At 49.2% G+C, this 14,839-nt stretch carries 15 protein-coding genes; 7 read left to right on the forward strand and 8 right to left on the reverse strand.

What is annotated here, in order from left to right:
• Window positions 1-37: 37 nt before the first annotated feature.
• From CWM47_RS24430 to CWM47_RS39380, 3 genes are all read left to right on the forward strand, one after another.
• The gene (locus CWM47_RS24430; RefSeq protein WP_100990815.1) at window positions 38-1,603 is read left to right on the forward strand and encodes a RagB/SusD family nutrient uptake outer membrane protein; all 1,566 of its coding nucleotides are present in this window, start codon (window positions 38-40) and stop codon (window positions 1,601-1,603) included.
• A gap of 54 nt (window positions 1,604-1,657) precedes the next feature.
• Window positions 1,658-2,752: a cell shape determination protein CcmA gene (locus tag CWM47_RS24435; RefSeq protein ID WP_100990816.1), complete on the forward strand. Its 1,095-nt coding sequence runs from the start codon at window positions 1,658-1,660 to the stop codon at window positions 2,750-2,752.
• Window positions 2,753-2,912: 160 nt separating this feature from the next.
• A complete protein-coding gene (locus tag CWM47_RS39380; RefSeq protein ID WP_240625421.1) occupies window positions 2,913-6,017 on the forward strand; it encodes a glycosyl hydrolase in 3,105 nt (1,034 codons plus the stop codon).
• A gap of 247 nt (window positions 6,018-6,264) precedes the next feature.
• On the opposite strand, the gene CWM47_RS24455 is transcribed toward CWM47_RS39380, so the two are convergent.
• Entirely contained in the window at window positions 6,265-7,194 is a 930-nt protein-coding gene (locus CWM47_RS24455; protein ID WP_100990817.1) for a DUF6607 family protein, read from the reverse strand.
• A gap of 175 nt (window positions 7,195-7,369) precedes the next feature.
• Between CWM47_RS24455 and CWM47_RS24460 the strand changes: the two genes are divergently transcribed.
• Genes CWM47_RS24460 through CWM47_RS24475 form a run of 4 tightly spaced genes read left to right on the forward strand, consistent with a single transcriptional unit; the run spans window position 7,370 to window position 10,755 of the window.
• On the forward strand, window positions 7,370-9,454 hold the full coding sequence (locus CWM47_RS24460; RefSeq protein ID WP_100990818.1) for a TonB-dependent receptor plug domain-containing protein: 2,085 nt from the start codon (window positions 7,370-7,372) through the stop codon (window positions 9,452-9,454).
• A gap of 38 nt (window positions 9,455-9,492) precedes the next feature.
• Window positions 9,493-9,867 carry a hypothetical protein gene (locus CWM47_RS24465; protein ID WP_157816061.1) on the forward strand — a complete coding sequence of 125 codons (375 nt, stop codon included), beginning with the start codon at window positions 9,493-9,495 and terminating at the stop codon, window positions 9,865-9,867.
• A gap of 12 nt (window positions 9,868-9,879) precedes the next feature.
• Complete coding sequence (locus CWM47_RS24470; RefSeq protein WP_100990822.1) at window positions 9,880-10,092, forward strand: hypothetical protein; 213 nt, start codon at window positions 9,880-9,882, stop codon at window positions 10,090-10,092.
• 30 nt (window positions 10,093-10,122) lie between these two features.
• On the forward strand, window positions 10,123-10,755 hold the full coding sequence (locus tag CWM47_RS24475; RefSeq protein ID WP_240625427.1) for an HmuY family protein: 633 nt from the start codon (window positions 10,123-10,125) through the stop codon (window positions 10,753-10,755).
• Between the two features lie 76 nt (window positions 10,756-10,831).
• Here CWM47_RS24475 and CWM47_RS24480 read toward each other — a convergent pair whose 3' ends face one another.
• The 7 genes from CWM47_RS24480 to CWM47_RS24505 all read right to left on the reverse strand — a co-directional run bounded on the left by CWM47_RS24480 (window position 10,832) and on the right by CWM47_RS24505 (window position 14,765).
• Window positions 10,832-11,362, reverse strand: a complete 531-nt coding sequence (locus tag CWM47_RS24480) for a ferritin (RefSeq protein ID WP_100994031.1) — start codon at window positions 11,360-11,362, stop codon at window positions 10,832-10,834.
• 102 nt (window positions 11,363-11,464) lie between these two features.
• On the reverse strand, window positions 11,465-11,824 hold the full coding sequence (locus tag CWM47_RS24485) for a hypothetical protein (protein ID WP_240625428.1): 360 nt from the start codon (window positions 11,822-11,824) through the stop codon (window positions 11,465-11,467).
• A gap of 107 nt (window positions 11,825-11,931) precedes the next feature.
• Window positions 11,932-12,798: an aldo/keto reductase gene (locus tag CWM47_RS24490; protein ID WP_100990826.1), complete on the reverse strand. Its 867-nt coding sequence runs from the start codon at window positions 12,796-12,798 to the stop codon at window positions 11,932-11,934.
• A gap of 161 nt (window positions 12,799-12,959) precedes the next feature.
• The gene (locus CWM47_RS24495) at window positions 12,960-13,262 is read right to left on the reverse strand and encodes a type II toxin-antitoxin system RelE/ParE family toxin (RefSeq protein ID WP_100990828.1); all 303 of its coding nucleotides are present in this window, start codon (window positions 13,260-13,262) and stop codon (window positions 12,960-12,962) included.
• Window positions 13,259-13,429, reverse strand: a complete 171-nt coding sequence (locus CWM47_RS38810) for a hypothetical protein (RefSeq protein ID WP_170069445.1) — start codon at window positions 13,427-13,429, stop codon at window positions 13,259-13,261. Before CWM47_RS38810 ends, CWM47_RS24495 begins: the two co-directional genes overlap by 4 nt.
• Before the next feature lie 39 nt (window positions 13,430-13,468).
• Window positions 13,469-14,326, reverse strand: a complete 858-nt coding sequence (locus CWM47_RS24500; protein WP_100990830.1) for a prephenate dehydrogenase — start codon at window positions 14,324-14,326, stop codon at window positions 13,469-13,471.
• A gap of 136 nt (window positions 14,327-14,462) precedes the next feature.
• Entirely contained in the window at window positions 14,463-14,765 is a 303-nt protein-coding gene (locus CWM47_RS24505) for a GxxExxY protein (protein WP_240625978.1), read from the reverse strand.
• Window positions 14,766-14,839 lie beyond the last annotated feature (74 nt).

The following is a 14,839-nucleotide window of genomic DNA, read 5'->3' on the forward strand; positions in this document are numbered from 1 at the left end:
TCACTCCGCTTCGGCGGTCCGATTTCTCTCTTTAAAAATGAAAATCAAGCCACTATATGCCCTGGTTCTGTCGGCGATGTTGTCTTCGTGCTCGAAAGACTACATTGACCGGCCCTCCCTATCAGGCACCACAACCGGTAACTATTACAACAATGCGGACGAAGTACGGGCCGCGACAAGTACGCTCTACAGCGGTTTGCCCTGGCGCAATTACGAAAGCCGGGCACAGGATGCTATCGGCGATGTGATGTCGGGCAACATGTTCACCTATACCGATGTCGAGTACCTGAATTTCACGGTATCATCGGCCTCGGAGCGGATTGGGGCTTCATGGGGTGCCTTTTATAAGATCATTGGCTATGCCAACGTAATGATCAAGACTTTCGAAGAGAAGAAAGCTGCCGGTGGTGGTGCCGCTTATCTGGACCCCGCCATTGCCGAATGTCATTTCATTCGGGGTATGCTGTATTTCTATATTGGGCGTACCTGGGGAGCGGCTCCGATCATTACCGATCCGGGTGCAACGGCTCTGTCGGGTAACTTCAACATTCCCCGCTACATTCAGAAGGATGTGTTGCGCTTTGCTCTGGAAGAGATAAAACTGGCCGAAGCGGGTCTGCCCGAATCGGATGTGCCGGGCCGGGTAACGAAATACGCGGCTAAAGGGCTGATGGCGAAATTGTATCTCTACTCCAAAGACTATGCAAACGCGAAAGCCAAGGCCGACGAAGTGATTAATTCCGGAAAGTATAGTCTGGTGGCCGATTACAGTGGGATGTTCACCAAAATGAGCATGAATAACAACGCCGAAAGCTTGTTTTCTATCCAGCATCAACTGGCACAGGACCCCTGGGGAACGGGAAATATTAAAAACCCCGACCGTGGAGCCGGTGCCCTGCGTACTGCCGAAGCCGATGCCTGGGAAATGTACGTTCCGTCGCTGGATTTGCTGAAAGAATATGAATTTGGTGATCTGCGCCGGAAATGGTCGGTAATGGAGCAAGGCTGGACCAACCCGAACTGGAAACCCCAGCGTGCCAATGCGCCGAAGTACAATGCGTTCATGGCTAACGGATTCAAGTACGACACCCTGCAGCCAGCCGAAGATGGCGGAAGCCAGGGCCCAACCCGGGCGAATATCGTTAAATACTTTGCCGGACCGGGCAAAAGCTTCGGGGGTGATGCCGTTTTGGGCCAGAACTCGGGAAACAATGTCGTGTTGCTGCGCTATGCTGATATTCTGCTGATCTACGCCGAGGCTACATTGGCCGGGGGTGCTTCGACCAGTGATGCCAAAGCACTCGACGCCCTGAACAAAGTACGGAGCCGGGCGGGGCTGTCGCCGAAAACGGCATTCACACAGGATGATATTCTGCATGAGCGTCGGGTGGAGTTTGCCTTTGAAGGCGATTACTGGTACGACATTCAACGCCAGGGATATGCCAAGGCGAAAGCGATGATCGAGAAGCAGAACCGGGGAACGGTAACGGGAGCAACGTACATCACCAACTTCTCGGAAGACAAAATGTACCTGCCAATTCCCTCCGGCGAGATCGTTCAGGACCCTGAGCTTGGCAAAGATCCGGTCCCTTACTACAACTAAAACTGACTGGATTATGGTATTCACCAAATACCATAATCCACAAAACATACGCAAATGAACTTTACTAGATTAAATCGAATAACGGGCTTTTTGTTGCTGAGTGGCTTAACCAGTCTTGTCCTGACTTCCTGCGAAAAAGATACGGATGGCAGTCCGCAGGTGGCGCCCGGAAATCCTGTCGCCACAGCAATGGCTCCCGACTCGGCGGCCGGTGGCTCCATTGTTACCCTGACCGGTTCCGGCCTTGGCGACATTCGTACCATTGTCTTCGAAAAGCAAAGCGTACCTGCGGGCTTCCAGCCAACATTAAATACCGATAATGCCCTGATTTTTCGAGTTCCTACCGAGGCTTTGGGTGGTAACCAGAAAGTCACCTTCACTAATAGCGCTGGTCGGTCGGTTTCGGTAGACTTCAAAGTGCTGGCCTTTGCAACAGTCTCTGATGTGTCGAATTATGATTTTTCGAAAGGGGCTGAAATTACGCTTACGGGCAATAATCTGGATGATGTGTCTGCCGTTGCGTTTGCCGATTCGGTGAAAGGTATTTCGGATGCTGCCACGATTGTATCGAAATCGCAGAAGCAGCTGGTTGTTAAAATGCCTGCCTCCACACTCAGCCGGGGCACATTGGCCATTACGAATGGAACGGGGCGCGTTCGTACCAAACAGGAGTTCGTGAACCTCGATATGGCGTATAAAGTCTTCTCGGACGCATATGGGACCGGTTTTCAGGATGCTTCCTGGGGTGATCCTGCCGCCGTTTCAACGAAAGAGTTTATGACAGGCACAACGTCTATTGGCAAGAGCTTCCAGAAAGGAAACTGGCATTTGATTGGTTTCGCTAACTGGTCAGCTTCGGCTATACCTTATTCGGCTGATTACACCTACGTGACGGGCTGGATCAAAGGGGCATCCGCTGATTATTCGCTCTACCTGACAACTGATGCCAGTAAAGCTGGTTTCGGAGGCTTTGACGAAAAGAACAAAATCAACGTGAGAGCGGGCGTCTGGAATTACTTCAAGCTCAAATTGTCGGACATTGACTTCTGGGCACCCGGCAAAACCCTGACTCAGGTAGGCTTCCGAATTCAGGGGCCCGACAAACAGGACGAGACGTTCTACTTTGATGATGTTCTGCTGGTTAAGTAAAAAGTAGAATGTCAGGAACACTGTAGCGCGGCAGGAAAGCCGCGAAGCCGTAGGCTAACATTGGCTTGCTCTACAACTTAGCCTACGGCTTCGCGGCTTTCCTGCCGCGCTACGGCGTTCCACCTATTATTCCTATTCCTAAACCTTATCCTTTTCAACTATGCTTTCTGATTTACTCACAACAATCAATCAGGCGACTGATCGCCTAAAGGGAGCAATCCCTTTTTTTTTGGCCGGATGGCTGAGTTTTATGCTGCCTGCAATCGTGCAGGCCGACCCAATTCGGGTAGAAGCGGAAGCCAGTCAGGGCGTTACGCTTAATGGGGTGCAGATAACGAATGAGCGAACGGGGTTTTCCGGAACCGGTTATGCCTGGGGTTTTGATGACGACAGCAACGGGGGCGATAACATTGTCTTTACCGTTCCCGCAACCGCCGGAGCTTATGAACTGACGATCGGATTTTATTCGCCTTATGGCGACAAAAAGACCCGGCTCACCGTCAATGGCGTTACCAGCGAGCAGGACCTGAAAGGTACGGGCGAAAATTTCAGTACCCTTACAGTCGGTATGTTTCAACTGGTCGAGGGGCAGAACACGATCACTATTGCGAAAGACTGGGGGTATTACGGCATCGACTACATTGTACTCACCCCCGCATCTGTTAAACCGCCTACGATTGTCCCGCTGGTAAATGGTCGGGCTGAAGTTGAGTTGGGTGATTTGACCGGAGTAGATATTGCAACAACCAATCCGGGCTATTCGGGGGCAGGTTATGTAACAGGCTTCGATAACGCGACCGATAAAGTAAGTATTACGGTCAATGCACCCGTTGGTCTGTATGAACTGACCATTGGCTATGCATCTCCTTATGACGATAAGGGCGTCGATTTTCAGGTTAATGACGAGCGGGGGAGTGGCACACTGAAGAAAACGGCTTCTGGATTCAGTACCATCGGCCTCGGGAAGTTTCTGCTGAACGAAGGACTAAACACCATCACAATTTACCGGGGATGGGGGTATTATGATGTTGACTACATTCAGCTAACACCAACCACGGCCCCCTTACCGGCCAAACCACCCAAAATACTTGCCGATGCGCAGGCTACCTTATCGACTAAAGGCTTGTTTTCCTATATCGTTGATCAATACGGGAGCAAAGTGATCTCGGGTCAGCAGGATGACGTGGAGTATATACTGGAAAAAACGGGTAAAGAGCCCGCCATTGGTTCGTTCGATCTAATCGACTATTCGCCCAGCCGTGTCCAGTTCGGAACAACACCCCAGCGGAGTAGCGAGGATATCATCAAATGGGCAAAAAAAGGCGAAGGCCGGGGTATCGTGAGCCTGATGTGGCACTGGAATGCCCCAACCGACCTAATTAACCAAGCCCCTGATAAACTCTGGTGGCGCGGTTTTTATACCGATGCCACAACGTTCGACATTGCCGCCGTGCTGGCTGATAAAAAAGGGGAGCGCTACCAGCTCATCCTGCGCGACATTGATGCCATTGCCCTGCAATTGAAGAAATTCCAGGCCGCCGATGTGCCTGTGCTCTGGCGCCCACTGCATGAAGCGGCTGGCGGCTGGTTCTGGTGGGGTGCCAAAGGGTCAGGTCCACTCAAAGAACTCTGGCATATTTTATACGACCGGCTCACCAACTATCACCAGCTGCACAACCTGATTTGGGTATACACCGCTACGGATACGTTCAATGCCGACTGGTATCCGGGCGATCAGTACGTCGATGTTGTAGGCATGGATATTTATGCTGACCCTACGGCGAATATGAGCGGGAACTGGGCCAGCGCACAAGCGCAGCTAAATGGTAAAAAGCTGGTGACCTTATCGGAAACCGGCAATCTGCCGAACCCGGATAAAATTCGTGGTTTTGGCACATGGTGGTCGTGGTTTTCGGTCTGGACCGGAACCGACTACATCAAAAAACAGCCAATTGATTTGCTGAAAGCTGTCTTTACGGACAAAGACGTTATCACGCGGGACGAACTCCCCAACTGGCGGCCACCCGTAACCCTGAAAGTGCAGTATCAGGATGATGATAAAGGCAACGCCACGAATACCACCATCCGGCCAAATCTACTACTGATCAATGAAGGGTCGGCCCCGATTCCGTACAGTGAACTCAGCGTTCGGTACTGGTTCACCGCCGAAAATTTTGCGGGAATAAGTGCCTGGGTCGATTATTCGCAACTGGGTAGCAACAAGTTGAAAACTAAATATGTAGCACTACCGCAGCCACGCAACGGCGCTACCGGTTATCTCGAATACAGCTTCGACCCATCGGCGGGCAATCTGGCAACGGGAAATTCCGGGGCTATTCAGTCGCGGTTTGTTACCAGTGATTATTCGAACCTGAACGAAAAGGACGACTATTCGTATCGGACCACAAACGGCTACGTGCTCAATGACCACATTACGCTATACCGTACAGCTCCGGGTGGCGTACCACAGCTCATCTGGGGCGTTGAACCCGATGTTATTCCGTCTGTTGTGAAGCTAAAAGCGTATACCCAGAACAGGAACAGTGCCACCAGCAACAGCACCATTAATACATACCTGACCATAGTCAACGAGGGTAACGTGCCCGTTGCCTACAGCGATCTATCGGTACGGTACTGGTTTACGTCGGAAGGGGCACAACCCTTGACTTTCATACTCGATTACGCTAAGGTTGGCAATGGCAATGTGACAGGTCAGTTTGTGCGGAATGTTGGCAGGAGCAAGGCGGATAGTTACCTGGAATTAAACATAAAACCCGCTCTGGGCAGCCTGTACCCGTCAAGTACCACCGGACCTATTCAATATCGGATTGCCAAGGCAGACTGGTCTACATTTAACGAAAGCAATGACTATTCGTATAAGCCCACGGCCGCTATGGACACCAATAGTCACGTCACGGTCTATTACAAAGACCCAAACGGCGTAACGCAGCTAGTATATGGAACAGAACCAGCCGCTATCTCTGGAGGACGCTCTGGCGTTGCCGAAAAAACGTCGTTACAGGTAACGATTTTAGGGAATCCTGTGGCAGGTGATAAAGCCGATGTAGAAGTACGTGGTGCCGTAGGCGAATCCCTGAAATTCATTGTGAGCGATGCAAAAGGGACGCAGCTGCTTACCAAAGAAGTTGGGCAGGCGGCTGAGGTAGAGACGCATTCACTTCAACTGGGGAAAGCGACCGGCGTGTATTTTGTAAGGGTTAGTACACCCGACGAAGCCGTTACAATTAAAGTTGTCAAGCCCTGAAGCTACTGTAATTTAAGTTTTGTGGTATTTACCCCCAACCCCCTAAAGGGGGCTTTGCCTGCCTATTCGCGACCTAAGCCCCCTTTAGGGGGTTGGGGGTAAATGCCACAAAACTTAAATTATAGTGTACTGAGTATTGAGAGTTAATGAGTGTATTGGTGCGATTTCGGCGGGCCGGTGGCCGGATCCATGACAAAATTAAAAGCAGATAACTTATTGATCAGTAGTCATTTATTCCTCAGCTAGCTTACTTCAAATACTTCTCAATCGTCTGGCGAATTAGCTGACGACTCGACGCCGAATTATACGTCGTCTTCTGTGTTGTTGCCGCCAGTTCGTCCAGCTCTCGTCCCAACACCTGGCCTTTTACCTGACCTTTAATAGCTATGGCGTCACGGCTGGCTAACACGTCTCCCCAAACGGCTCGCACGTCGGCCCAGTACGTCCGGTTTTTTGCCCACCAGTCCTTAGCGGCTTTACACTTGGCATCGTCTGTGCGTTGGTACGTATTCAATCCTTTTTCAGACGCTAACAACTGATCCCCTGCTTCGGAGCGAATGAGTTTATCATTGTCCTGATCATGAACATACCCGTCTGGCCGAATTTCGTGGTGATTCGTTCGGCGCATGACGTTATAGTCGGTGCGTTTGGTGTATTCACGTCGGGGTAGGGGCGCATCGACGGTACTTTCCCAGTAGGTGCGGCCATCGACATGCACCCAGGTCGCCGATCCCTGATAACGTGGGCTATCGTCAACTTCAAAGACTTTCTGTGCCCACTGCCCTTTTGCCTGGTCTGGTGTAAGCTTTATGCGTTTCCACGACGCACTTTGGTCGAACTTGAGCAAACTCGTATTCTGAAATTCCCAATCTTCGCGCCAGTGCTTTACCACCATTGAATCGCCCACGACCAGCAGATGTTGAATGACAAGCTTGGTCGGTCGATTTGCCGGGCCGGATTCTTCATCAACGAATACCAGTTCGGTGCCTTTGGCCGTGTACCTATCCTTAAATATATACGACTTTTCGGGTGCGAATGTCTCGGCATATACGAAGTTAACGTCGTGGCATCCGCACTGTCCTTTTATGGCGGCAATGTCTTCAGGCTTTGGTGCCGTTTGCGCGTATATGGGACAGGTCAATATGAATAAAGCTGATACAAATAGGGATAGCCGCATAGGGATACGTGGTGAAGACTGATGAATTGATGGGCAAATTTATGTTTATTTAGAATCTTTACAAATAAATACCTGAATTGTTTGGACAAATTCTAAATAGTGACTACGTTTGTGCCATGATTCGCTAGCAAAAGGGTTATTCCTTTGGCTTAACGGGATTGTATCGAACGTTGTTATGCCCCTCTTTTTACTGCTCACCTTAGCACTTGCACAACCGACACCTCAGGACACGCTGAAAGTACGTCCAATTGATGAGGTTGTTGTGACCGCTACGCGTAATGAACGGTCAATGGGTGCGTTGCCGCTACCCGTAACGGTAATTAGCGGGAAGCAGATTCAGCAAATGGGCAGCCTGCGACTTAACGATGTACTGCGCGAACAGACGGGCCTGGCCGTGGTTTCGGATCATGGCCAGGGTATTCAGATACAGGGTTTTGGCCCTGACTACACGCTGATTCTGGTTGATGGTGAACCTATTGTAGGCCGAACAGCCGGAACGCTCGACTTAACGCGGCTGGCAGTTGGCAATATCAAACAAATAGAAGTTGTAAAAGGGCCTTCGTCAAGTTTATATGGGTCTGAAGCCTTAGCAGGCGTTGTCAATATCATTACCCAGACACCCGGAGAAATAGCTAGCCAGGCAAAAGGCAGCTTATCTGCCCGCTATGGGGCAAACAAAACCAGTGATCTATCAGCCGATGTAAGCAAGCAGTGGACTGTTGGCCGAAGCGGGAAAGTAGGTATTTATCTGTTTGGTGACCGGTATCAGTCGGCGGGTTATTCGCTCACCGAAGGTAGTCAGGCTGTCGCACCTTTTACCAATTACACTAGCAGCGGACGGCTGACATACACCTTTTCGCCGAAATTGAAACTAGCTGTCTCCGGTCGATATTTTGCTGAAAATCAGGTCAATAGTTTTGTCGTTAGCCCCGATATTCAGGTGTCTGGTCCTGGAACCGTACGAGATTATACCCTGAATCCTGTGTTAACGCATCAGTTATCTCCGGGCTGGAAACTAACGTATCGCTACTATCGAACGGGGTATTTTACTGAAACCGACCTTCGTTACGCAACAACCAGAGAAGCATACGATGCCAGTTTCTTCCGGCAAACGTTTAACCGTCCTGAAGTAGTTGTCGAACGGATCATTAATCCGAAAAATATCCTGACTACCGGGGTGGGTTTCATTGCCGAAACAGTTGAGGCAACCCGCTATACCGAACGGAAACAGTTCAATACAACCTATGGATTTGCTCAATATGAGTGGATGCCCACGCTTCGATGGACAGTAATTGCCGGTGGACGTTACGATGCCCATAGCCAGTATGCCAGTCAGTTTAGTCCCAAAGTATCCGCCCGTTATGCCCTTAGCCCAGGCATAGCCCTGAGAGGCAGCCTGGGCGTTGGCTTCAAGGCACCTGATTTTCGACAGTTATACCTGAATTTCGATAATGCCGTTGCAGGATACAGTGTTTTTGGAACGCAGGAGGCCGCAGTGGGAATTGCCCGGCTAGCACAGCAGGGACAACTGGCAGAAATTGTCCTAGACCCATCTCGTCTGGCTACGATTCGGGCCGAGCGATCTGTAGCGTATAATATTGGGGCACAGCTTAAATCGCCAACGCTTCCGCTAATGGCTAGCCTGAACCTGTTTCGAAACGACATTCACGATCTGATCGAAACACAGGTGATTGCTCGTAAAACGAATGGGCAGAATGTGTTCAGCTACAACAATTTAAGTCAGGTGTATACCCAGGGAGCTGAGCTGGAGAGTAGCTGGCGGTGGACTGTCGGAACGGGCTATCTGACGGTAAGCGGGGGGTATCAATACCTGATCGCAAAGGATAAAGCCGTCAAACAGGGAATTAAAGAAGGGACAGTTTACCGGCGTAATCCTGAAACCCTGGCGAGCGAGCGCGTAACGTCGGGCGAATACGGCGGGTTGTTCAATCGCTCCCGGCACATGGCCAACCTGAAGCTTTTTTACGAACAGCCTAAACATGGCCTTTCAGCTTCATTACGGGCTGTTTATCGGGGTCGCTATGGCTTCGCCGATCGTGACGGCAACCTGATTCTTGATTCCGAGGCTGAGTATGTTCGGGGCTATATGCTCTATAATCTGTCGGCGGCAAAGACCTGGAAATCAATTACGCTGCAAGCGGGTGTTGATAACCTGACGGGCTATACTGACCCGGCTTATATCCCCAATCTGGCCGGACGCTTGTGGTATACCACTCTGCGCTGGGCCTGGAAATCCTGATCTCTATAACCAACATAAACCTGAAACGCTCAATGTTTATGAACTGTCAGTGTCACCTGTTATCCGATTCCGCTCATGGGCGGATAACCCTTTACGATGGCATAGTGCCCACCGATATGAAAGCCGAAGTCGCATCGGCACACGGTGAATACACTATATCGCTGGAGTTTAATAATATCACCCAATGGCTGTGCTATGAAGATTTTCTGGCACTGGAGTGGAATGTGCGAAGTATTGATACCTCGGCCTACTTCGATGCGCACCCCTATGAGGAGCGCATTCATTTGAGCACTCCGTCGCGTTTTCTACGATTCAGCTTTCGACTGCACGAGTTGCTGGAATTGCGGAAAATGCTAAGTCGGGCGGTGGCACGGCTGCACTGGTTCGAAGTCTTACGGAACACCCAGAATTAGCGCTGATACCCTATGGATGTCCTCGTTTTTCGAACCAATATCAACACCGACGAACGGCTTCATCGGGCCGCCTGCCGGTTATGCAAACTGCGGGCCATATGCCGTTGGAGCATTGATCTTGAGGATGTTGACTGTGTATTACGAATCGAAGCGGAGGCACTAACCGAAGCGGATGTGATTCGGCTGTTGACAAGAGCCGGATTACAATGCGATGTGTTGAATTAACTACCAATCCTATAATAAAGTAAAATGAAGATGCATATCAACCAATTAATCGTGGCGGTTTGCCTGAGCAGCGCCTTATTCTCCTGTAAAAAAGAAGACAATCCTATCGTTGTTCAACCGCTAACGGCAACCACTGTTAAAGATGTACCCGCCGATCCAACCAGTATGACATCCACTACCGGTCAGCAACCGGTTGCGGCAACGGGTAAATTCACGCTCTTCAGCTTCAAGGATAATAAGCAGATTGCCAACGCTGATTCGGCTACAAACAAGTGGGATATTGGGTTTCGGGGTACTACCATTATTGTCAATGGCGGACCGATTCGAACCGGACAAGGGGGGGCTTATGTGCAAACCGGCACGTTTGAGGAAACGACATCTGTGCCTTCATCCGCAACGTTCGCGCAGGACCAAAGTGCTACTCAGTTAGCTATTACAACGGGCTCCGGCAAAGGCTGGTACAATTATGACCAAACGACCAATCTCATCTCGTCCATACCTGGAAAAGTATTTATTATTCGCACAGGCGATGGTAAGTATGCCAAAATGGATATTCTTAGCTATTATCAAGGAGCACCGGCCACTCCCGCGGCTACGAGTGTAGCTCGTTATTATACCTTTCGCTATGTCTACCAGCCCGACGGTAGCCAGTCGCTGAAATGAAAAACCAGATGATAGTTTTAACACAAGAAGACACCCTTTAAGGGTGTCTTTTTGCATTTCAGGGCAAAGGAATTATCTATTCGAATGGGTTGCCGTCGTAGGTAACGCTGGCGAGTTTTTTGTCCAGGTAATAAATTTGGTCAGCTGGAATTTGATCGATCAATTCCAAACAGCGACGGGCAATGTATTCTTCTTCCATTTGCTCTTTCACGTACCATTTCAGCAGCTCCTCGGTGGCATAATCGCCTTCACGGCGGCAAATGCCAATGATTCGGTTGATCGAGTCCGTTACGGTAATTTCCTGATCCAGAGCGCCTTCAAATACTGACCGTAACGAATCGAACTCCTGACTCACCGCCGGAATCTCGGGCGAATAAGCTGTGCCACCCTGATCGCATAGGTAGTGAAAAAACTTCATGGCATGTTTGCGCTCTTCTTCCGACTGATTGTAGAAGAAACCTGCACAGTGGTCCAGACCATTGCGGTCGCACCAGCCTGCCATCGCCAGGTATTTTGACGACGAGATCATTTCCATTTGTATTTGCTGGTTCAGGGCCAGTTCAACGCTTTCCTTTACAGAACTGCGCAATCTTACTAAGTCTTTCATATGAAGTAACCGTGTTGTTCGCGGTGAGAGTTTTCTGTAGTAAAACAACATAAAAAAACCGACTGTTGTTAAGCAGTCGGTTTAGAGATAATCTATTTCTATTTATTCTGCCATTGAACAGCCACATTCGCGAAGCATACTGTTCAGTTCGAGCATGAGTTTCGCGCCATTGAGCAGCTCACGCAGGTGTACAATCTCACAAAGCGTTAGTACATAACAACGTTCAGAGCGGGGCGGTGTCAGGATTTCGAGATCATCGGCAGCGGCTGTACTTAACGCCATGTGCTTCACATCGACCGTTTCGACCATACGCCGAAACTGGGCAAAATCACGGGCTGACAAAGGTGTATGTGTGTTCCAGAATTCCAGAATTAGCCGATTGCTTGCATCACATTGATAGACAACTCCTCTATCGGTCCGAAATACTTCCTTATAGGTTGCTGGTACGTTGCTGCTCACCATTTATTTAAATGAATGAACAAAGATACAATGCAGCCTGTAATTTAGATAGCGTCTAAACAATAATTTAATGCGCTATGTACGCGCCAGTTGAGTGTATACCGTAAACTTTATTTAGGAAGTGGCATATCCATCAAATCTTCGTCTGTCAATTTGATGGTCGCGGCCTGAACATTTTCTTCCAGGTGCTTTACCGACGATGTTCCGGCAATGGGTAACATAACGGGCGATGCCGCCAGCAACCATGCCAGTGCGATTTGATAATCCGTTGCGTTGTGACGTTTTGCTACTTTTTTAATCGCATTATCTGCCGCAACATTTCCGGCATTGAGCGGAAACCAGGGGATAAAAGCGATGTTATTTTGTTCGCAGTATGTCAAGACGTCATTCCAGCGTTGTTCGCCAAAGTTGTACATGTTCTGTACCGACACGACGTCAAAGTATTTTTTTGCTTCTTCGATCTGGTCAATGCTCACTTCCGACAAGCCAATATGCTTAATCTTACCCTGTTGTTGCGCTTCTTTCAGGAAACCAAGAAACTCTTCGGAGGGTACTTTTGGATCGAACCGGTGCAATTGATACAAGTCGATCTGGTCGAGTTTAAGGCGTTTAAGGCTGCCATTCAGGGCTTCTTCGAGGTGTTTACGGCTGCCATCGACCGGCCATTGGTTCGGGCCTGTGCGTAACAGGCCACCTTTTGTGCCAATAATGAGCCCATCCGGGTAAGGATACAGGGCTTCGGCAATAAGTTCTTCCGAAACGTAGGGGCCATAACTGTCGGCGGTGTCGATAAAGTTGATGCCGAGTTCAACGGTGCGTTTCAGTACGCGAATACACTCGTCATGATCTTTAGGCGGTCCCCAGATGCCGTCGCCGGTAATTCGCATGGCACCGTAGGCTAATCGGTTAACGGTCAGATCACCACCGATGGTGATCGTGCCAGCTTGTACTGCAGGTTGTTGGTCTGTTGCTTGCATAAGTATTTCTGATTGTTGACTAGGCGTACAAGGCTTCATGCCGGGTGTACAGGTCATAAACAAACAGAAATACGTTTTGTATAAGTTGCACGATCAAGTTTTTATGATTTATCGTTTCTCAATCCCGTCCAGCACGCGCCGGATAACAAACAAGAATAGGGTCAGCGATCAAAAAAACGGTCTGCCATATTTCGTGAGCTGTGCTGAATAGTAATGACATCTATTTGCTCATTACTGACAATTTTGTAAACGATACGATAATCGTTATGAACCAATTCTCTGAGATAGGCGAGTGAAAATTCTGGTACTTTACGACCCATTTCTGGAAAAGATTTCAACTGTTCGATTTTCGCAATAAGCGTATCAATCAGATGATCGGCGTAGGCAGGTGAATAGGTAGAGCGGTAATCATTAATTGCATCCAAGTCTTCAACAGCCCGATTTGTAAAGGTGATTTGAATCATTTACGCAACCGTTGTTTTACCTCTTCCAATGGCACAGTTTCGCCCCGTTCCGATTGTAATAAACCTTCCTGTACATTTTGAATGAATAACAGGCGTTCAATGAATGCTTCGACAGGAAACTCCTCCGGCATTTTCTCTAATGACTCCTGTATGGCTGCCTTTGTCATGATCAAGTTGTTTTACCAAATATACGAATATACCGTAATCTACCGTTTCTCAATCCCGTCCAGCACGCGCCGGATGACATTAGCCCGCTGCATAAAATCGAGTGAGTTGGTCACATCCTGATCATCGATGATTTGCTTGAAGTGCAGAAGAAACTCAATATAGTCGGCCAATGCCTGCGACACATTTTGCCGGTTCTGGTCGAAGATGGGAGCCCACATGGCTGGCGAGCTTTTGGCCAGTCGCACGGTTGAGCTAAAGCCGGTACTGGCCATGTCGAAGATGGCCTGTTCGTCTTTCTCCTTTTCCAGTACCGTTAATCCAAGGGCAAATGCGCTCACGTGGCTCAGGTGTGATACATAGGCCAGGTGCAGGTCGTGCTCCTGCGGGGTCATGTAAAACAACTTCATGCCCACATCCCGAAAAAGGCTCTCAGTGAGTGTCAGGCTGTCTGGATTGCTCTTTTCGCGGTCGCAGATGATGAGGTTCTTACCGACCAGCAACTCTTTGAATGCGGCCCCCGGCCCCGAGTTCTCAGTGCCTGCCATTGGGTGAACGGCCACAAATTGCGCTCGTTTCGGATGGGCATCGGCCATAGCACAAATAAGGCCTTTTGTAGAGCCCAGATCAATAACCGTTGCGCCCGCTGGCAGGTGATCGAGCACGGTGGGCAGTAAGTCGATGATGATATTGACGGGTGTCGCCATAACGACAAGCGTACTTTGGGCTATTGCGTCCGCCAAGGGTAATACGTCATCAACAATGCCTTTGGCCAGCGCCAGTTGCCCGTTTACCGCTGAACTATCGACGCCAATAAAGCGCATTTTGGGGTATTTCTCGCGGACCGCAAGGGCAAACGAACCACCTAATAAGCCTATTCCTACAATGGAGACAGTCATGGACCGGGATTTTAACAAGATTTTAAAGATTTACATAATTGAAGCAGATTGGAATCCTGAACCTCATTACATACCTTAATTTCACTACACAATTGAATAGTAAAAGAAGAGCTATAAGACCTGGACATATTGGATTCTATATAGCTGAAGACTTGTACTTGTTGTTGAATAATCGTTTGAACTCAAGGCTGGACGTTCCAAAATTTATGAGTAATCCAGTGGGTAGATTATACGCTTCCAGATAATTTTTACCCTGTGCTAAATTAGCGTTGTCTAAACCAGCAACAGCTTTCAACTCGACAGATAAACATTCCTCTATCAAAAAATCAACTCGTCTCGTACCCACCTGGACGCTCTTAAAGAATACAGACATCTCATATTCCCGCGCAAAAATAATGTTATTCAGCTCCAACTCCACAGCCAACGCTCGTTGGTAAATAACTTACTGAAAGCCGTTGCCAAGCGATCTATGCACTTCCATCGCACAACCTATAACTCGACGAGTAAGATCAT

Origin of the sequence: Spirosoma pollinicola (genome assembly GCF_002831565.1) — a bacterium.
Classification (GTDB): Bacteria; Bacteroidota; Bacteroidia; order Cytophagales; family Spirosomataceae; genus Spirosoma; species Spirosoma pollinicola.